The sequence below is a fragment of the Nonomuraea sp. NPDC048901 genome, from assembly GCF_040649695.1.
In the GTDB taxonomy this organism is placed as follows: domain Bacteria; phylum Actinomycetota; class Actinomycetes; order Streptosporangiales; family Streptosporangiaceae; genus Nonomuraea.
This window is the reverse complement of record NZ_JBEZFW010000014.1, coordinates 303570-323579: the sequence shown is the minus strand read 5'-3', so window position 1 is coordinate 323579 and position 20010 is coordinate 303570. Positions and strand designations below refer to the sequence as shown.

Annotated in this window: 11 protein-coding genes; 10 read left to right on the top strand and 1 reads right to left on the bottom strand. The window is 72.6% G+C overall.

The window, feature by feature from the left end:
* Nucleotides 1-2 precede the first annotated feature (2 nt).
* Genes AB0C30_RS40175 through AB0C30_RS40130 form a run of 10 tightly spaced genes read left to right on the top strand, consistent with a single transcriptional unit; the run spans nucleotide 3 to nucleotide 19328 of the window.
* Nucleotides 3-590: a 4Fe-4S single cluster domain-containing protein gene (locus tag AB0C30_RS40175; RefSeq protein WP_357953919.1), complete on the top strand. Its 588-nt coding sequence runs from the start codon at nucleotides 3-5 to the stop codon at nucleotides 588-590.
* Nucleotides 587-1888, top strand: coding sequence for a hypothetical protein (locus AB0C30_RS40170; protein WP_357953917.1), 1302 nt, complete (start codon nucleotides 587-589; stop codon nucleotides 1886-1888). The genes AB0C30_RS40175 and AB0C30_RS40170 overlap by 4 nt, the downstream gene beginning before the upstream one ends.
* A 1-nt stretch (nucleotide 1889) precedes the next feature.
* The gene (locus tag AB0C30_RS40165) at nucleotides 1890-4367 is read left to right on the top strand and encodes an AAA family ATPase (protein ID WP_357953915.1); all 2478 of its coding nucleotides are present in this window, start codon (nucleotides 1890-1892) and stop codon (nucleotides 4365-4367) included.
* Entirely contained in the window at nucleotides 4354-6093 is a 1740-nt protein-coding gene (locus AB0C30_RS40160; RefSeq protein WP_357953913.1) for a hypothetical protein, read from the top strand. Before AB0C30_RS40165 ends, AB0C30_RS40160 begins: the two co-directional genes overlap by 14 nt.
* A 2-nt stretch (nucleotides 6094-6095) precedes the next feature.
* Nucleotides 6096-7139, top strand: a complete 1044-nt coding sequence (locus AB0C30_RS40155; protein WP_357953911.1) for a hypothetical protein — start codon at nucleotides 6096-6098, stop codon at nucleotides 7137-7139.
* A gap of 1 nt (nucleotide 7140) precedes the next feature.
* Entirely contained in the window at nucleotides 7141-9636 is a 2496-nt protein-coding gene (locus AB0C30_RS40150; RefSeq protein WP_357953909.1) for a hypothetical protein, read from the top strand.
* A complete protein-coding gene (locus tag AB0C30_RS40145; protein WP_357953907.1) occupies nucleotides 9624-10727 on the top strand; it encodes a hypothetical protein in 1104 nt (367 codons plus the stop codon). The genes AB0C30_RS40150 and AB0C30_RS40145 overlap by 13 nt, the downstream gene beginning before the upstream one ends.
* Nucleotides 10724-11620 carry a hypothetical protein gene (locus AB0C30_RS40140; protein ID WP_357953905.1) on the top strand — a complete coding sequence of 299 codons (897 nt, stop codon included), beginning with the start codon at nucleotides 10724-10726 and terminating at the stop codon, nucleotides 11618-11620. The genes AB0C30_RS40145 and AB0C30_RS40140 overlap by 4 nt, the downstream gene beginning before the upstream one ends.
* A 23-nt stretch (nucleotides 11621-11643) precedes the next feature.
* Nucleotides 11644-15435 (top strand): CHAT domain-containing protein, encoded by a 3792-nt coding sequence (locus AB0C30_RS40135; RefSeq protein ID WP_357953903.1) that lies wholly within the window; start codon nucleotides 11644-11646, stop codon nucleotides 15433-15435.
* A 53-nt stretch (nucleotides 15436-15488) separates the two neighbouring features.
* Nucleotides 15489-19328, top strand: coding sequence for a CHAT domain-containing protein (locus AB0C30_RS40130; RefSeq protein ID WP_357953901.1), 3840 nt, complete (start codon nucleotides 15489-15491; stop codon nucleotides 19326-19328).
* Here the strand turns inward: AB0C30_RS40130 and AB0C30_RS40125 are convergent.
* Nucleotides 19316-20008, bottom strand: a complete 693-nt coding sequence (locus AB0C30_RS40125) for an RES family NAD+ phosphorylase (protein ID WP_357953899.1) — start codon at nucleotides 20006-20008, stop codon at nucleotides 19316-19318. The two genes, AB0C30_RS40130 and AB0C30_RS40125, sit on opposite strands and share 13 nt — an antisense overlap.
* Between the last annotated feature and the right edge of the window lie 2 nt (nucleotides 20009-20010).

The following is a 20010-nucleotide window of genomic DNA, read 5'->3' as shown; positions in this document are numbered from 1 at the left end:
CTGTGCTGAACGTGGCCGAGATCTGCACGGCGACTAGAGCGCTCGGCCCGGGCGTCCGCGCCGTGGTGTGGGTGCAGGGCTGCCCCTTCCACTGCCGGGGATGCCTGGCGCCGGACTGGATCCCCGACCGCCCGGCCCGGGAGATGACCCCGGACGAGCTGGCCGCCGCCCTCCTCAGCGATCCCCGCGTGACCGGGCTGACGTTCTCGGGCGGGGAACCGATGGCGCAGGCCGCCGGGTTGGCGGAGACCGCCCGGGCCGTGCGCGCGGTCAAGGAGGTCTCGCTCATCTGCTTCACCGGTTTCCGCCTGGAGGAACTGGCCGGGCGACCGGCCGCCGGAGAACTGCTCGCCGAGGTCGACGTTCTCATCGACGGGCGGTACGTCGCATCCCGCAACGACGACCGCGGTCTGCGCGGCAGCGCCAACCAGCGGGTGCATCACCTGACGGATCGGCTGCGCGGCCTCGACTTCACCGGCACGCCGCGCCGCGCCGAGCTTCATGTCAACGACCGGGACGTCCTGCTGGTGGGAGTCCCGCCCAGCGGCCTCACCGCTGCCTGGAACACGATCGGAAGGGATGGGACGTGAGCGGCACCAAGCGCATCATGGTCGACGAGACAGCCTGGAACTCGGCCCAGCGGGCGGCCGGGAAACTGGCTCAGGTCCAGCGCGAGCTGCCCGGGATGCTGGAGAACATCCGGCGGCAGAACATGGCCGATCTCAACCGGGTCCAGACGACGCTCTCCCGTCGGCAGGACCAGGTGGAAAAGGACCTGTCCGCGCTGAGCGCGAACACCCGGCAGCTGGAGGCCTGGGTCGGCGTGGAACTGCGCAAGCAGGCCGACGCCCTCACGGACGTGCGCAAGGAAACGAGGAAGATGGCCGAGCAGCTGCGCAGGGACATCAGGCGGGAACGTTCCGAGCGGCAGGCGCAGATCGAGAAGCTGTCCGAGCGCGTGGACGACCTGAAGGCCGGCCGCGAGCGGGCGTCCGAGGTGGCGCGCGCCCTTTACCAGGACGCCCGGGTCATGCACGACGTCGTCGAGGGACTGCCGCACGAGCGGTTCGCCCCCGGACGGCTCGACCGGCTCCATCAGCGGCTCGCCGACGCCGGGCGGATGCTCCAGGAGCAGGAACCCGCGTACTCCCTCGCCACCGTCCAGCAGCTCTACCACGATCTCAGCGAGCTGCGCGCCGACGTCCAGTTGCTCGAGACCGAATGGTTGCGGACGCAGGCCGAGGCGCTGGCCGCGCTGCACCGGGTGGCCGAGACGGGACGGCTCAACGCCGAGGTGCCGGTGCCCGACCTGCCCGGCGCCACCGTGGACGTGGACCACTGGACCGATGGAGGCCTGAGCGCGCTGCTGGCCGAGATCCAGGAGCGGACGCGTATCGCGACGGGCGAGCAGAGCCCGCTGACCGTGGAGGAGCTCCGGGCGATCATCGTTCAGGTCGCGCCCGGCTACGAGACGCGGCTGGACTCCCTGGCCGAACGGGCTGGCCGCCGAGTCATCGCCGCGCAGTTCCGGGCCAACACCGCGGAACAGGTGATCGACGCGCTGACGGATCAGGGGTTCGCCTTCGTGGAGGAGACCTATGAGGAAGGGGACTTCCGGGCGGCGCACTACAGCAAGCTGCGGCATCACGACAGCAGCGAGGTCGTGGTGGAGGTGGCGCCCCACGGGGACACGGGGATGAGCATCCGGGTCCTGTCGTACGACGACGAGCGTTCCCAGAACCGCCGCTCCCAGCGCGCGCAGGACCTGTCGCAGGTGCTGCGGCAGAACGGCGTCCCGGTGGGCGACGCCACCGACGCGGGGGTCGAGCCGGCTCCCGAGGAGCGCGACTTCGAGCGGATCCGGGCGCGGCGCCGGGGGGCACACTGAGGTGAAGGAGCGAAGTCTGTCCGTCCCGGAGCGGTTGCGGCCCCTGTACGAGGCCGCCGGAGAAGGTGCCCCGATGCTGCTCCTGTACGGCGAGGGCGCCCGAGACGCCTTCGTGACCGAGGACTACCACCGGGTCGATCTGAGCCAGGCGTTGCACGACACGCTGCACGCGGCCGGTTTCGAACGCATCGTGTTCTTCTCGATCGAGAACATGCTGACCGTCCGCGATGCGTCGTCCCGGCTGGGACCAGCGGAGGAGGCGCCCGCCGTCCGCCCGCGCCGGCACCCCGTCGGAGGGCCCCTCGGCACCGTGCTCCTGCGGGAGCCGCCGCGGCCCGAGCGGGCGGAGGTCCGCAGCGTCATGACAGACGTCTCCGCCATCCGGCTCATGCGGTCGTTGATGAGCAAGGGCGACGCCCGTACCGCGATGATCCTGGAACGGATCGAAGTGATCGACGCCTGGCTGGACGGCCACCGCGACCTGGCCACCGCCCTCGACAGCTGGCTGGACGGGCGCATGGGCGCCGGCAACCTCTGCCTGCTGCTCTTCGACAACGAAGAGCTCTCCCAGATCGAGCGATACGCCCAGAGCAGCCGGAATCTGCCGGGGCTGCGGGCGGCCGTCCGCGCGGAGCGCCGGCGCCGCGGCACCCCGGGGAGGGTCGAGCCGCCGCAGGAGGCCGAGCTGACCAGGCTGGTGCACCGGATGCACGTGAGCCGTGGGCTCGCCGTCGCGGACTGGGCCACGCTGTCCTCGCTCGTGAGGCAGATGGCGGCGGCGGGGCGGACGCTCAGGGAGTGGGAGGGAAGGCTGCGCGGCCTGTGCGACCGGCGGCAGCCCTTCGAGGCGGCCACCCTCCGGGAGCAGAACTGGATCGACGGCTCCATGTACTCCCAGCGCGACGTGTGGGACCGGCTCCGAGACCTCCAGGGACTCGAACCCGTCCGCCGCCACCTGGAGAACCTGCGCTGGCAGCCGCCCGAGGGCTCGGAGCCCGTGGCCCGGCACATGGTGTTCACGGGGAACCCGGGGACCGGCAAGACCACCGTGGCGCGGCTGGTCGGAGAGATCTTCCTGGAGCTCGGTCTGCTTCGGCGGGGCCACCTCGTCGAGGCCGGCAGGGCCGACCTGGTCGGCCAGTACGTGGGCGAGACCGCGATCAAGACCGAGGCGGTGATCGACCGGGCGCTGGACGGCGTGTTGTTCATCGACGAGGCGTACACGCTCAACGACGGCGAGGGGACCGGCGGATTCGGTCAGGAGGCGATCGACGTCCTGCTGGCCAGGATGGAGAACGACCGGCGGAGGCTGGTGGTGGTCGTGGCCGGTTACGGCGAGCCCATCCGCGAGTTCCTGGCGAGCAACCCCGGGTTGGAGAGCCGGTTCCCGAAGGCGAACTTCCTGGACTTCCCCGACTACGAGCCGCCGACGCTGGCGAGCATCTGCCGCACGTTCCTGGACGACCGCACGCTGGCGCGGACAGCCGCGTTCGACGCCGCGCTGGAGAAGGCGGTCGATCGGCTGTACCGCCAGCGGACCGAGCGGTTCGGCAACGCCAGGGCGATGAGGGAACTGGCCGATGAGACAGCCCAGCGCTGGGCCCTGCGCGTTCGCGACGACCGCTCCTCGCCGCTCGACCCGCGCGATCTGCCCGAGCGCTGGACCTTCGATCCCGTGCCACCGCCGCTCGCCGAGCTGCTCGGACCGCTGAACTCCCTGATCGGGATGCGGACGCTCAACGAGAGTGTGCGCAAGACCGTCCTGCGCATCCAGCACAACCAGCGCCGCGGGCGCGGCGAGGTACCGGCGCCGCATCTGCTGTTCGTCGGCCCGCCAGGCACCGGAAAGACCACCGTGGCCAGGCAGATCGGGAGGATCTTCCGGGAACTGGGGCTGCTCTCGCGCGGGCACGTGGTCGAGGTCGACCGGGCGGACCTGGTCGCCGGCTTCATCGGCCAGACGGCGCCGCTGGTGAGGAAGCGGATCGAGGAGGCCCGGGGCGGGGTGCTCTTCATCGACGAGGCCTACAGCCTGTCGCCCGGCGGGGAGGCGGCCGGACAGGACTTCGGGCGGGAAGCGATCGACACGCTCACCCGGGAGATGGAGAACAGACGCGGCCAGTTCAGCGTCATCGCCGCCGGTTATCCGGCCGAGATGGCCAGGTTCCTGGCCGCCAACAGCGGGCTCGCCTCCAGGTTCGGCGAACGCATCGAGTTCTCCGGATACGAGGTGGCGGAACTCGTGGAGATCCTCGCCTCGATGGCCGCCGCGGAGGGGTACACGCTGTCGCCGCAGGCCCGGACGAAGAGCGCCGCCTGGCTGGAGGCCGCCCGGTGGGCGCCCGGCTTCGGCAACGCCAGGACCGTGCGCGGCCTGCACGAGGAGATGGTCGCGCGACTGGCCGCACGATGCGCCGAGGAACCCGGGGCCGATCCGAACGCCTTCCACGAAGAGGACGTCCCCTGTGCGCACCGGTAGCCCCGCCTGCCCGGTCTGCCGGCTGCCGATCACCCAGCACGAGCGCTGCGCGTGCGGCTGGACGCTGCGTACGAGCTGGACCGTGGGGGAGGGGAACCGGTCCGCCTTTGCGGCGGAGCTGGCCGCGGCGCAGCTCGCCCACGACGTACGGGTCGCCGCATGGGCCGGCTGCGACCGGGACACGATCGCCCCGCTGCTCCGCGGCGAGCCCACCCGGGCGGACTGGGACCAGGCGAAGGAGCGCCCCGCGGCGCGGACGGAGCCGCTCCATCCCGTGCTGGCGGCGGCCTTCGCGTCGCTGGCCGCCGGGCAGGTCCTCGCCCTGGTGGAGATCGGGGCGCAGGACGTCACGATCACCTGGGCCGCCGCCGCGGACCCCGATCCCGGCGGGCCGCCGGCCGAGCGACGGTCCCAGCCGTGGCGCGAGGTGCTGCCCATGCTGGCGACCGACGCGGAGCACCTGCGCTTTCAGCTCGCGGGCGGCCTGGCCGGAGTGGATCGGGCTGAGATCAGCGTGCGGCTGGCCGGCTGGGCCGAAGGCCTGCTGGCCGCGTCCGAGCTGCCGGCCGATTCCGTGCTGGTCGCCGTCAACCGCTGCCCCGGCTGGACGGTGCCAGCCGAGCTGATCGGCCATCTGCGGCGGTGTCATCCGAAGCTGAGGGCCGCCGCCGACGCCGGCGAGGTCGCGCCCGTGTGGGCCCGCGTCCTGGCCGAGCAGCCGCTGCACACCTCGTACGGCCTGCTCACCGCCGACGTCGGGAAGGACGGAACGGTCCGGCTGGCCTCCCGGCCGCTGTTCGCTCCGGGGGACCGCGCAGGGAAGACCGCCACGGTCGTGGTCCGCTGCCCGCCGGGCGGGGCCGACCGCGACTCCGTGCTGGTCGTGGTGACGGGCACGCGCCGCCTCGTCGGGGCCTGGTCCGTGAGACTGCGTCCGGGCGTGCCCGTCCCGGTGGAGGCGGAGCTGACGGCACCGGGACGGGTACGGCTGATCTCGCCCGCGGACGCCCGGCCGGATCGGCGGAGCCTCGCCCAGCTGGAGGCGCTCGCGCCCGGACGGATCCACGTCCGGAGCGGGCCGGTGGAGATCATCTGCCTGGTCGAGCTGAACGGGCCGCAGGATGCGGCGCTGCGGCGCAGGAAGCTGCTCGCGGAGCTGTTCGACCTGCTCGCGGCGGAGCTCACCGTGGCGGCCGGCGTCGCGCTTCTCGGCTACACCGACCACTACGCGGGCGCGGCGGACGAGCACGTCGTGCACGGGCGCTGGCTCGGCCCGCCAGCGGCGGCGCAGGAGACGCTCGACGCCCTGCCGGCCCCCGCGCCGCGCTGGAACCGGAACGCGGCGCCGCTGGAGGACGCCCTGCAGGAGGTGGCCCGGCGCTGCGCCCACCAGCCGGCGAGCCGGCCCCGCATCCTGCTGGTGGTGGCCGGCCGGCCACCGCATCCCGCCGCGGTCGCCGACGTGCCGCGGCCGGCGCAGCGGTGTCCCCACGGCTGGGACTGGACGACGTACGCGCGCCGGCTCGGCACCGCCGGCATCGGTGTCCGGCTGGTGGTGCTCGACGAGCCGCCCAGACCGCAGGAAGACCCCTGGCGGAGGCTGGGCCTGCGTGTGGTGGCACCGCTCGGCTCGGTGACCGCCGGCAAGCTCGCCGAGGCCATGGCACTGGTCTCGCCGAACCCCGTCCGCCTTCCCTTCCCGCTGGCCGACCCATTACAGGAGTGATCATGAGCCTTCCAGGCCCGGAACCGCGGGCCCCGTTCCAGGGACGCATCGGCCTTTGGGGCGCTCCCCAGAGCGGCAAGACGACCTTTCTCGCCGCACTGCGCGTGGCCGTCGACCACGGGGAGTCCGACTGGTGGCTGCACGGCAGCGACGACGCCTCGACGGACTTCCTCACCGACATGACCCATCAGCTGATCACGTTGCAGCAGTTCCCGGCCGCGACGCTGCGGCTGCCGCCGAACCTCCAATGGGTGTTCCGCGGCGAGCGGGAGGTACGCCGCAAGACCAGGCTCGGGCTGACCCGTACCGAACGAGAGGTCACGGCCATCATGCTCGACCTGCTCGACGCACCCGGGGGCATGTACCGGGGCGACAGCGGTGGGCCGAAGGCGGGGCTGTCGGGCCGGGTCCAGTTCGGCGGCGACGACGGAACCGACGCGGGCGACGGCCCGAAGGACCGGTCCGAAGAGGAGCGCCTGATCGACCATCTCGCGTCCTGTGACGGGCTCATCTACCTCTTCGACCCCACCCGCGAGCGGAGCCGGCGGGACTCCTACGACTACTTCCAGCGGACCGTGATGCAGCTGGCCCAGCGGGCCGCGGGCCGCAGCCGCGACCGGTTCCTGCCCCACCACCTCGCCGTCTGCATCACCAAGTTCGACCACCCCTACGTCTACGAACCCGCGCACCGGCTCGGCTACACGGACAACACCACCAAGGACGAGGGGTTCCCGACGGTGCCGGACGCGCTGGCCGCGGAGCTGTTCTCCCTCCTGTGCGCGTCCGACGTGCAGAACAGCGCCATCCTGCTGGACAAGGGCATCAGGACGTCCTTCAGCCCGGATCGCACGCGGTATTTCATGACCTCCGCGGTCGGCTTCTACCTCGACCCCAAGGTACGGCGGTTCCAGCCCGCCCAGCCCTGGAACGTCGTCGAGGAGACCGGCCCCGAAGGCGACACCACGCGCATCCTCGGCGGGGTCCACCCGATCAACGTTCTCGAGCCGCTGGTGTGGCTCGCCACGGCCACGCTCCCGAGGAGCTGACATGACACAGGTGCGGGTCGGCTGGGCGTTGCACGGGAAGCCCCGCGACAGTCACGAGGACTACACGATCATGGCGTCGGGCGGGTCCAGGTTCACCGACGGCGACCTCATGCTGATCCTCGCGCGGTTCTCGCTGGGCAACCCACCGGCGGATCGCGATTCCCCGGGATCGTTGCCGTGGGTGGCGATCAGCGAGGTGGGGGACGGCGAGGTCACCTATGTGGGCCTGACCATGCAGGAGTGGTCGAACGACCCCGATGGCGCGGGCCGGCCCATCGCGCACAGCCGGTACTTCGCCGTGCCGTACCAGGCGCTGTGCGCGGAGGCGATCTCCTACCAGGACCTTTACCACGCCCTCCGTGGTGCGCCGCTGCCGCCGGTGGGAACCCCGATGCGGATCGAGCTGTCCGCGACGAAGGCGGCCGAGCAGGCCCGGTCGATCGCGGAACTCGGGTTCGCCCGGGTCGCGACGGCCGCCGCGATGTCGCTGGAGGGGGCGGTCACCGTCACGCGCTGCCCGGAGCTGCGCCTGCAGGAGCGGCTGGCGTTCCTGGACGCGGTCGCCGCGTTGCTGCCGTACGGGGCGCGGACCACGTACAGCGCCGGCACCTGGCACGAGGGCGGGAGCAAGCATGTCAAGCTCGCCTTCGCCCGGCACAACCGGGCGGACTCCTTCGAGCTCGACTGGCTCGTCCCGGCGGCTCCCCCTGAGGGCGCCGACATCGCCGGGACCTATCTGCAGCGGCTACGCGAGCTGACCGGCGAGGGCGTGGGGGAAGAAGCGGTCGCCCGGGTCATCGGCCATCTGCGCCTGATGACCGGCCCGGTCAACGAGCCTGAGGACGCCATCCGACTTCTGGACGAGCTCGACTGGCATCGCCGGGTGCTGAAAGCGGCCCGGCAGGGGCGGGCGGCCCACGCGGACCTGCGGCGCATGTTCACCGCCGAGAAGTGGCGGCTGCTGGAGTCGCCGGAGGACCGGGTGACCGTTTTCGGCGAGCTGATCGATGCCGCGGACCGCGCGGACCTCCCCGTGATCACGCGCCTCTGGAACGAGGTGGCCGCCGTTCATAGCACGCCGTTCGACCGTCTGGCGCGCGTGGGCGCGACCGCGCTGTGGGGACCGGACCCCGATCGCGACGTGTCAGCGTATGTCGCCGCGGCCGAGACCTTGGGTTTCGGCGATCGATACCTGGCGACGGTGCTCGAACGCGGCGGCGCCACGGTGAACGCGCGCAACCTGGCCGTCGCCGCGGCGCAGGTCAAGCGGCGGCTCGACGTCGACCACGCCCAGACCTTCGAGGTTCTCGTGCGCGACGTCCCCCTGACGTTCGCACTGATCACGGAGTTCCTGGACCGGCCGGAGGACGTGTCCACGCTGGTGGAGCGGCTGAAGACGCGCCTACCCGCCGAGATGCGCTGCTTCGACGCGATCCTCGCCGGTTCCGTCGTGCCGATCAGCGATCGCGACCTCGATCAGCTGGCGGCCTACGGGACGAACTGCCTGTACGACTTCCTGCGCGTCGCCGCCGTGTACGAGCGGCTGGGGCTGGTGCTGCCCGCGTTCGCCGGCTGGCTGGCCGGCCGGGCCCGGGTCGACGCCGCCTTCTGGAGCAGTCGGCTGGCCGACTTGGATCAGCCGGGTGCCACCGAGCAAGGCATGATCGACGCGTTGCTGCTCGCGTTGCGGAGCGGGCTGCGGCATTTCCGCGTCGCCGCGGGTGGGGACCGGGCAGCCTACCGGGGCGGGTTCCTGGAGGTCCTGCGGCTGTCGTCGCCTCTGCGCACCCGTGTCCTCGACGGCCTGGCCCAGCAGCTGGGGACCTGGGCCTGGCCCGCCGAGCCGGACTCGGCCGCGCTGGTCCTCAGCCTGTCGGCGGCCGTCGGCCGGGACGGAGGGCCCGGCGATGTCCGCCTCGTAGGCGCGGTCGTAGCCGGGCGCGCCCTGGATCCCTCCCTTGACGCGAACCCGGAATACGCGGACTGGTGGGCGGCCGCCCTCCGCGAGCACCCGTCGCTGCGGACGGAGGCGCCGCTGATCGCGCTCCGGGCGCTGCACCGGAACGCCGACCCGAGGCATGTGGCGGTGTTGTGCGCCGACGGGTATCGCGCCGGCAACACGGCCGGCCAGGCTTATAAGGCGCTTCGCGGTTCCGGATGGCGTCCGACCGTCGAGGGGCTGCTGTCGCTGCTCGCCGAGATCCGCCTGCGGCGCCCGCCCACCCTCGCCCACCCCGGCCGGATGGACGAGTGGGTCCGCGACCTGCTGAGGGCGTACACGGCAGAGGACGCCTTCGGGGCCGCGCTGCGGACGGAGGTCACCCGTCGGCTGCTCCGTGAGATGGGCTTCCATCTCGATCTCCTCGCATGCGTCGTGCCGGATGACCCGCCGAACGGCCACGTGCTGAGCGAGGAGGCCAGGGAGGAGCTGAAGGAGACCGCGCAACGGATCAAGGACTTCGCCGGAGAGAGAGGACGCAGGCTGTGGCGCCGATGACGATGGTGCTCGACACCGACGGCGGCCGCACCGAGGCGAGCGGAGAGTCGTTCACGGTGCGGCCCGTTCCGGAGGCGACCGGCTCCTGGGCTCTGGACGACGCGCTGCGGCCGCCGGCGCACGGCCGGATCGTCCTGCTCACGGGCGGGATGGGGGTGATCGAGGAGGAACTGCTCCATCGAGCACTGGTGCCGCTGGGGCCCGTGCACCCGGTGCCGAGGACCGCGGCCGCGGTCTCGGCGATCATCGGACCAGGCACGGCAGAGGGCCCGCGGCTGGTCTGCGACGCGGGGGAGAGAGGCTTCACCGTCGTGCTGGCCGACGCCGGCGACGGGCTGATCCGGCCCGTCAGCGTCATGAACGAGCCGAAGCTGGGCCGGTGGGCCTTCGTCGAGGCGGTGACCGCCGCCGGGGCCCCGGAAACGCGGGCCGAGATGGGCAGAGCGTTGCGCCAGCCCGGCGGCCGGCTCGCGACCGTGATCCAGCAGGCGATGAGGCACGACTTCGTGCGTGACGAGGCGGTGGCGGCAGGGGTCACCGCGGGCCTGGTGCTCGACACGTTCACGGCCTTCGCCGAGCGGATCAAGACGCTGCTGCCCTCCTGCCCCGGCGCCGAGATCCTCCTCATCGGAGGGTTCGCGGACTTTCCGCTGGTCCGGCAGGCCATAGCGGACGCTGCCGGCCGCGAACCCCGCACGCTCGATGTGGTGGCGATCGCGCGTGGCGCCTGCGATGTGGCGGAGGGCCGCACCAGGGTGGCCGCGATGCCGCACGAGCAGGTCGCGCTTCCGCTGCACCGGACGAGAGCCGGACTGCTGGAGGAGATCGCGGTGCCCCTGCCCACCGGGCTGGGAGAGTTCGCCCAGCTGGACGATGGTCCCCTCGTCCTGAGCAACGGAGGGACGCCCACGGCGAAACCGGCGCTGCCGGATCGCCTGCCGCTCGTCGTCGCAGGCGAGCGGTGCCGAGTCAGCCTGGCCGGGCTCCCGCCAGGCCAGTACAGAGTCGGCGTACGAGGTGCGCCGATCGGCCTGCTGTTCGACAACGAAGCGGCCGACCCGATCCTGATCCCGGTGGAGAGACAGACATGAACGATCCCCTCGCCGACCTCAAGGCGACAGTGGCGAACGTCTCCCGGCAGGCCACCGAGATCGGCCCGGCGGACGACGCCGTCGCCTTCGCCTTCGTCACGGACCTGGCGGCCTCCCTGGACGGCGTGCCCGCCCTGCTGAACCGGGTCCTCGACCTGGTCGAGACCGCGGCGGCCGGACCGCCCACCCGTGAGCGCGTGCTCTCCCGTCTCGACGACCTGCGCCGGCTGCAACGGCGCATCGAGGCCGACCACGAGGTGCTGCAACGACTCCGACCCGTCCTCGAGGAGCTGCGGGCCGCCGAGGCGGAACACGAGCGGCTGGCCGCCGAGCTGACCGACCTGCTGCGGCTGCAGGATCTCGCCGGGGAGCTCCACGACCTGAAGGCCCAGCGGGCGCGGCTGACCGACCGGTACGAAGAGCTGACGGCGGTGAGCACCGCCGAGCGGGAACTCGCCGCATCGGCCGCGGCCGTGGTCACCCTGACCAAGGCACAGCTCGCGAAGGTCGGCGAAGAGACCGCCGAGACGCTCACGGAGGCGGAGCAGACCGGCCGCGACCTCGCCGAGGCCAGAAGGAGCCTTGCGACCGAACGCACTCGGCTCGACCGGCTCGGCGCCGAACTCGGCGAGGCCGTCGAGGGTTTCGCCGCTCTCAGGGAGCAGTGCGAGCGGCGGCTGCCCTCCATCGAGGCCTACCGGCTGGCCCAGCGGCGGCTGCTGGAGGGCATCGGCGCCGACCCATCGCACAACGGATCGGGGCTGGACCACGCGAACACCGCACTCGACGAGTTCGACCAGCGGCTTGCCGACGTCAAGGCCGCCTTGAAGATCGCCCTCGCCGTCCATGACGAGGCCTATGAGCAGGCACGCGCCCTGCTCCCCGTGCAATGACGTACGGAGGACACGAGGAAACCATGAACGACGAACGGCAGCGGCGCCTGCGCGAGGTGCTCCGGCGCTACGCGGCCGGCGAGCCGGACGACGACGTCCAGGCCCGGCTCGACGAGGCGCTCGACGACGCCCGGTGGCTGGTGGACCGGGCGCCGGGGGCCGAGACGTGGCTGCTGCTCGGCCAGGTCCGGCAGGCCCGCTGGGAGCTGCTGGGCGGTGCGGAAGACCTGGACGGCGCGATCGCGATGCTCTTCCGGGCGGACGACACCGCCCAGGAGGGGACCGGATTCGGCTGGGACGAGCACTTCTCGCTCGGCCAGTTGCTGATGACCCGGTTCGAGCACCAGCAGACCACCGGCGATCTCGACCCGGCCGTGGAGCGGCTGCGCATGGCCGAGGGGAGCCTCGCCGAAACCCTGTGGTGGATGCGCCTCCGGCTCGCCGACGTGCTGGCGACCCGTTCCGCCGTCCTCGGCGAGAGCGACGACCGCGAGGAGGCGATCGGCCTCCTCGACACGTTGATGAAGCAGGTTCCCACCGAGCCGGAGGCCGCCGTCCAGGCGGGGCACGTCTATCTCCGGCTCGGTGAGGAGACGAAGGGCATGGAGATCCTCGCCGGGGTGTGGTCGGCGTCGGAGGGCGCGGTCGCCGCCGAGGCCGGTTGGGAGCTCACGCTCGCATTGGGCAACCGCTACCAGGGACCGGACGGATCATCGGCCGACCTCGACGCCGCCATCGAGACGGCCTCCCGCCTGATCACCGAGTCCCGGCTCACGGGCCGGCAGTCGTCGCCCACCGAGGCCGAATGCCATGCCGTGCTCGGTGTGCTCCTGATGTGGCGCAGCGGGATCGGGCTGCCGGAGGCCCCCGACGAACACGACATCGTTCTCGCGCTCCAGTCGGGGCAGACCGCGACCCGGAGCGCGGACCTCGACGAGGCCGTCCGGCACCTCGTCCTCGCCGTCGCCTTGGACCAAGGCGACGCCGAGTCGGCGGTCGTGCTCGGTGCCTTGTCGCTCGCGACAGCGGCGGGCCCGGGCCATCCGGCGATCGGCGTGCTGGAGCGGGCCCTTGCCGCACTGTCGCCGGACCACCCACTGGGGCCGCGGCTGATCGGGCTGGTCGAGCTGCTGCACGCCGGGCCGGGTCCCGGCGTGCCGCCCGGCGAGGACCGGTTCATCCGGCACCTGGAGACCTATCTGAGCTCGCCGGCGGCGCGTCATCAGATGCGTTCGGCCGCCCAGACCTTCCTGGGCGTCACGCTGATCTCACGAGGTGTGGACCTCGGTGACGAGGACATGTGCCGCCGGGGCGTCGCCGCGTTCCACGACGCGCTGGAAGGGCTGGACCCAGGGCACCCTCTTTGGAGGTGTACCGTCATCCGGCTGATCAACGCCATGATCACCATGCGGGTCTTCGATCAGGCGGCGGTGGACCTCGACCGGGTCGCCGCGCTCATGAAGGGCCGCTCAGGCCCTCTCGAACTGGTCGCACTGGAGCTCGCTCTCGGGTGGCGGGACGGCATGCCCGCCGTTCTGACCAGGACCGCGGAGCGCGTCACGGACGCGATGGCCGACGTCGTGGCGGGGGACCCCGCCCGGGTCCTGTTCCTGATGGTCGCGCAGCCGCTCTTCGTCGAGCGGTACCTCGCCACGCAGAATCTCGAATACCTGGGCCTGGCACAGCGCTGCGTCCAGGAGCTGCGAGCCCTGCCCGGATGGGCCCGATCGGGCGACGATCCGGTGGGAGGCATGGCGGCCGTCGTCGATGTCATGCAGGCGGTGGCCCGCCGTGACCGCGCGGCCGCGGTCGAGGCGGCGGAGCGGCTGAAGGTGCTGACCGCGGAGGGCTTTCCGCGGGAGGCCGGCTTCTTCGCCGCGCTCGCGAGCGCGGTCGCCAACGACGCCGCCGGGGTGGACGCGGCCCTGGCGCTCGCGACCGGTGCGGATCGTGCGCCCGGGGCCCCCCGGGAGAAGCCGGACAACGGGCAGCGCGCAGCGACGGCCATCATGAGAGGCGTCTGGAGCCGCGACGACGGCGAGCTGTCTCGCGGCATCGACCTGGTGCGCCGCGTCCTGGCCGGTCCCGAGTCGCACATCGGCGGCCTCACGTCGAACGCGGCGATCCTGGGCAAGGCGCTGGCGTTCCGGCACGGGCTCGGCGGCGCTCCGGAGGATCTGGACGAGGCGATCGCCAAGCTGGAGGAGGCCGCCGCCGAGCGGAGCTCGAACCCGGGCGCGGCCCTGGCGGCGCAGATCTTGGCGGACCTGTCGGAGACGCACCGGCGCAGGAGCGGCGGCGACGGTCCTGCCATCGATCGCGCCCTCGAATCGCTGCGGGCCCGGCTGCGCGAGGTGCAGCTGCAGAGCGGCACGGAGCGCATGCTCGCGATGTCCAAGGCCGGCAGCGGCGAGGCCATGCGGGTTGCCGGGTGGTGCATCGCGGACGGCCGTACGGACGCCCTCATCGAGGCGCTGGAGCTGGGCCGCGGGCTGGTCCTGCAGGCCGCGATCTCGGTTCGGAGCGTTCCCGAGCTGCTGCGGGACGTGGGCCGGCACGACCTCGCCAGCGCGTGGGAGTCGGCGGACGACGTCAGGCCCGAGGTGCGGGCCCGGGCGTTCGCGGCGTTGAGCGACTCTCCGCTGCAGCGCCCGGCGACGGTGGGCGAGATCGGCGCGGGGCTGCGATCCGCCCACGCGGACGCGCTCGTCTACCTGCTGCCGGGCGCCACGGACGCCGGGGGCGCGGCGGTGCTCGTACGCTCCGACGAGACGGTTGCCGTGATCCCGTTGCCGGAGCTGCGCGCGGACGGCCCGATCAAGCGCTACGCGACGGCGCACGACGACTTGCTCGCCGCCTATCGCACGCCCGCGGAGAAGGAGGCGAAGCAGGACTGGTCGCTGGCGCTCACGCAGGTGTGCGACTGGGCCGGGCCCGCTGTCATGGGGCCGGTGCTGTCTGGGCTCGGCACCGGATCCGGCTCACCCAGGCTGGTCCTGGTGCCCTGGGAGCTCGGCGGCCTCGTCCCATGGCACGCGGCCCGGCTCGGAGACACGCGCGTGTGCCAGCGGGCGGTCATCTCGTACGCCACCTCCGGACGCCAGCTGATCGAGGCCGTCGGCCGGACGTATCGGCCGCTTCTCTCACGTCCCGTCATCGTGGCCGATTCGGTGGGGGACCTCATGCCGAACAGCCGGAGGGAGTGCGCGGAGATCGGTCGCCTGTGGTATCCGGACGCGGCGCGGCTGGGGAGGTGGCGGCATGAGGAGGCGCGCCCCGCGACGGTTCCCGAGCTGATGGCGGTGCTGTTCGAGGCGTCCATGCTCCATTACAGCGGGCACGCCTACTCCGCTACGTGGGCCGCGGACTCCTACTTGTATCTCGCCGGAAGAGGCGGCTCGGACGCCGGGGAGAAGCTGACGATCAACGACATACTCCGCTTCACCCGCACGACGGCGCGGCCGGGCGCGGTGGTGGTCCTGACCGCCTGCCTGTCGGACGTCGCCCGGGAGAGCTTCGACGAGGCCCTTACGCTGTCGACCGCCCTGCTCGCGACGGTCGCGGCAGGTGTCGTCGGCTCGCGCTGGCTGGTGGCGGACGACCCGCGGACCGCGGTGATGATGGCGATGTTCCACCATCACCTCCGCCGGACTCCCGAGGACCCCGCCCTCGCCCTGCACGAGACACGGCTGTGGATGCTCGACCCCGCCCGGGAACTGCCTGCCGGGATCGGCGAGCGGCTGCGCAGGCTGACGGCGGGGCTCGATTTCACCGACATCCGCATCTGGGCGGCGTTCACCCATCAGGGCAAGTGACCTCGGCCGTCCGGGACGCGCCCGGCGGCTCCCCGCGCTGAAAGGCGGCTTCGATGAACGATGACCGGGCCGGGCAGATCATCGCCTGGCGGCGACGGCGGGAGGACGCGCGCGCCGAGGGCTGGGAGGACGAGTGGCGGACCGAGATGGTCGCCATGCTCATCGGTGATCCGGACGTTCCGGACGGCGCCGACGAGGCCATCCACCTGCTGTCCGAAGCTCCCGATCCGACGTGGGAGGAGGAGTCGGCGCTCGCCGACCTGCTGTTGTGCCGGCACGGGACCGGCCGCGCCGGTCCGGCCGATCTCGATCAGGCCGTGGAACGGCTCCGTAGTGTGCTCGTGCGTTGTGGCCAGGACCAGCCGCAACAGCTGCTCGACCTGGCTCTGGCCCTCGCGCTACGCGCCGACGCGCGACCGCCCGGGATCGCCGATCGCGACGAGGCGATCGGCTGGCTGGAGCGAGCAGACGCCCTCTGCGGACCCGAGGAGCCCGTCCGACCCGTGGTCCTCTACTGGCTGGCCGTGTCCGTGGTGGAGCGGGCCCAGGACCGTACGGACCTGGATCGGGCGGTCGACCACCTGGAAGAGGCGCTCGGCCTGGGCTCGCTGGACGACCCGGGGCGCGCCGAGGTCGAGGCCCGGCTCGGCGACGTCCTGGCGTACCGCATCATCCACCACGGCGGGGATGGCCCGGCCCTGGACCGCGCGATCGGCCTCCTGGAGGCCGGCTACGACACCCTTGAGGAAGCGCCCGCACGACAGAAGGCGGCCAGGACCATCGCCGGCCTCTACGACCGCCGGGCGGGCCGTCCGTGCGGGCCCGCGCCCGACCGCGGCGTCGCCGCCGGATGGCTGCGCCGGGCCCTGGCCGAAGAGGCACCGCAGGGAGTCGCACAGTGCCACGCCGACCTGGGCCTCCTGCTGTTGCGGCAATGCCTGCCAGAAGACACGCCAGAGGATCTGACGGGACTGGGGCTCGCCGCGGCCGCCGAGCTCGGGGCCAGGGCACGAGCGCAAGGCGCGGAGGGCACTCTGGCGGAGGCCGGACGGCATCTGGGCCGCGCCGCCGAGCCGACCGGCGATCCGCGCATGCGCGGCCTGGCGGCGATCGCCACCATGATCTCGGCCCGTTCGACCGGGGAGGTTCAAGAGGCCGTGGCCGCGCTCCAGAGCGCGGCCACGGCCATGCCCGAGAAGGACCGCGCGGTGGCGGCCCCCATGGTCGCCTTCCTTGAGACCGAGACCGAGGCCGCTTCGCTCCCGGCCACCGCCGAGCAGCTCGACGCGCGGGCCGGGAAACTGCGGGAGGCCGCCGCGCTGCCGCACGGGCACCCGCTCCGGCCCGCCGCGCTGGCCCGCCTCGGCGAGACGCTGACCCAGCGGGGAGAGCTGCCCGGCGGTGCGGACGCGTATGCAGAGTCGCGTGAGGTGCTGGCGGAGGCGTTCCGCGGGATGCCCAGAGGGCATCCGCTCCGCGGTGCCACGGCTCTCGCTCTGGCTCGCGCCGTCCTGAACACCAGGTGGCGGATCCCGAGCCGGGCCGAGCTCGATCACCTCGTCGAGTGCTTGCCCGCCGCCGGCGCGCTCAATCCGGCGAATCCTCTCGCCGAGGACGCCGAGCTCTACGCCGCGTCCGGCGCCGCCCGCGGCATGCGCGCGGTCTACTCCTCCGCCCGGGACGACTTCGAGGACGCCCTCCGCCTCCTCAACAGGGCCGTCGAGCTCATCCCGGCCGGCCATCGACATCGCGGATGGCTGTTGCTCCTCGCCGCGTCCGTGCTGACCGACCGCTTCAGCCTGGACGGGGACCTGCAGTATCTCGACACCGCCCTCGATCTGTACGCCACGATCGAGGAGGATTCCCCCGATGTCGTGGACGGACCTGCCTTCCGTGCGGCCCGTGGGACGGCCCTCATGCTCAGGGCGATGCGCGATCGCGGCACAGATCGGTTGGAACGCGGCATCGCCGACATGGAGCGCGCGCTCTCGACCGTACCGGCCGACCTCCCCGGCCGCGACGCCATGGAGGTGATCATCGCGGCGTCCCGGCACCTCGCCGCCGGGACGGTGGACGGAGCCGTCCTGGACAGGATGATCAAAGTCGCGGGCGAGGCAAGTACGGAACTCATCCACGGCAAGGAGGTGATCATGAGCCTCGCGGACGGCCTGCACCGGCTCGCCCGCGGCGGAGTCCCCGACGGCGCCGAGGCGATCGTCCGGCGACTGGACGAGTTTCCCGGACACTTTGCCCAGACGTACAGCCATGAGGTGCACGCCGAGCAGCTGCGGGCTCGGGGCGACCTGGCCGGGGCCGTACGGGCCGGGCTGCGGGCACAGCGTGCCCGCCTGACGGAGGTCATGGTGCAGACCGCGGTGGGGCGCGGGCTCGACGCGTCCCGCGAGGCGGGCGACTACGCGCTGAACAACGCGAAGCTGGCCATCAGAGCGGCCATGCCCGCCGAGACCGTGGAAGCACTCGAGCTCGGCCGGGGGACGGCCTTGCACGCGGCCACCGCGTCCGGCCTGGGCAGGCTCCTCGACGCGGCCGGAGAGGGGGCGCTCGCGCGCGAGTGGGCCGATCGTACGACCGGAGGCCGGCGGGATGCGCAGCCGGCGATCGGCATCCCGGACGATCTCCGCCGTCGGGTGGTCCTGGCCCTGGCCAGGGCCGACGAGGCTGGCCTGGTCGCCCCGCCCGGCGTCGGCACGATCGCGGCCGCCCTCCGGGGCGGCGGCTTCGACGCGCTGATCCATCTGCTGCCCCGCACGGCCGAGGGCCCGGGGCGCGCTGTGCTGGTGCGCGAGAACGGCCGGGTGGACAGCCTGGAGCTGCCCGGCCTCGACCCGGGGCCGCGAAGCCGGGTCGACTCCTACCGGCTGGCGCTGATGGAACTCCTCGGCTGCCTCCGCGGGAACGGCACGGACCTGCGCAGGGCCAAGAGACGCTGGCGAATCGCCCTGCTCGATCTGTGCGAATGGGCCTGGCGGGCTGGCATGGAGCGGGTGCTGGAGCAGGTGCGGCGGCCGGGCCGCGTCCAGCGTGTCGTGCTGGTCCCCTGGGGCAGGCTCGGCCTCGTGCCCTGGCACGCGGCCGGGCTGCCCGTCGAGGGCAGGTACGCCTGCCAGCAGGTCGCCGTCACCTACGCCGCCTCGGCCCGGCAGCTCTGCGCCGTGCTCGCCCGCACCCCGGCCGATCCCGCCGCCGCACCCCTTCTGGTCAGCGACCCCACAGGGCAGACCCGGCTGCCATGGTGCCGCACGGAATGCGACGAGATCGCCCGGCTCCACTATCCGGCGGCCGAACGGCTGGGACGCTGGCGAGGGCGCAGCTCCCTGACCGCGACGGGCGAGGCGACCGCAGAAGCCGTGCTGGCCCGCCTGCCCGGCGGCGCCGAGCCCGCGTCGTTGCTGCATCTCGGCTGCCACGCAGTCTCCGCTCCGTCCGCCGAGGACTCGGCCATCCTGCTGCACGGCGAAGACGGCCGGCTCAGCGTCGACCGCATCCTGGAGCGGGCCGCGCGCGAAGAGGCGGGCGGGACCGGCCCGCTGATCGTCCTCAGCGCCTGCACCGGTGACCTGACCGAGAACGACCACGACGAGGCGCTGACACTGGCCTCGGCCCTGCTCGCGGCTGGCGCGGCCGGTGTCGTCGCCTCGCGCTGGGCGATCGACGACGACCCCCGGACAGCCCTGATGATGACCATGTTCCACCACTTCCTCGGTACGGCGCCCGGCGCGCCTGGGGAGGCCCTGCGGCGGACCCAGGCGTGGATGCTCGATCCAGAGCGGGAGATCCCTGACACGATCTCTTCAGGGCTGCGCCGGCTGGCGACCGAGAAGAACCTCGGCGACCCCGCCATCTGGGCCGCCTTCACGGCTCAGGGGCGGTGACCCCCGGTCGGCGGATTGACGGCAACCCCGTACGGCAGCAGCAGCCTGGAGAGCTCGGCATAGCAGGCGTTGTCGCTGAGCAGGAACCCCTCCCCGGGTACGGTCTTGATCGCGTCGGCGCATCGGTCGCCGAAGAACATCATGGCGTGCCTGGGGGAATCCCTCTTGGCCTGCCACACCATGCCCTGTGGCGCGCCCGGCCAGCCCCTGCCCTGTTCGCGCCAGTCGCGCCCGTGCACCCACATCGCCCATCGCCGGGTCAGGTCGTAGTCGACGGCCTCGGCGTGCACGAGCCATTCCGTGGCGCAGATACCACTCAGATCCTGCTGGTCGGCGAGTATGAGTACGCGCACATCCCTGGTCAGCTCGATGGCGGACAAGCGCAGTTTCTTGATCACCGCCCGGACGACGGCGCGGCCGCCGGTCTTGTCGAACAGGAGGCTGCGGACGATCGTCTCCATCAGCGCCGTCGACTTCTCCGCCGCCGCGTAGAGGTACGGGTAGAAACGCAGTGAGGTGCTGTCGAATCGGCCTCCGCCGATCTTGTGATTGGCCGGGAGGGGGTTGAACTCGTGCGCCTCCCGAGTCACCGAGTGGACCCGCCACAGCCGCGTCCCCTGGGGGAGGACGTCCGTCGTCGCCACGCCGGGGCACATGTCAGGAGGAAGGCTCGCGGTCATCG

Bases quoted from the DNA above. Each gene is read 5' to 3' on its own strand.
- AB0C30_RS40155 (WP_357953911.1), top strand. From the start codon at position 6,096: ATGAGCCTTCCAGGCCCGGAACCGCGGGCCCCGTTCCAGGGACGCATC.
- AB0C30_RS40150 (WP_357953909.1), top strand. From the start codon at position 7,141: ATGACACAGGTGCGGGTCGGCTGGGCGTTGCACGGGAAGCCCCGCGAC.
- AB0C30_RS40140 (WP_357953905.1), top strand. From the start codon at position 10,724: ATGAACGATCCCCTCGCCGACCTCAAGGCGACAGTGGCGAACGTCTCC.
- AB0C30_RS40135 (WP_357953903.1), top strand. From the start codon at position 11,644: ATGAACGACGAACGGCAGCGGCGCCTGCGCGAGGTGCTCCGGCGCTAC.
- AB0C30_RS40130 (WP_357953901.1), top strand. From the start codon at position 15,489: ATGAACGATGACCGGGCCGGGCAGATCATCGCCTGGCGGCGACGGCGG.
- AB0C30_RS40125 (WP_357953899.1), bottom strand. From the start codon at position 20,008: ATGACCGCGAGCCTTCCTCCTGACATGTGCCCCGGCGTGGCGACGACG.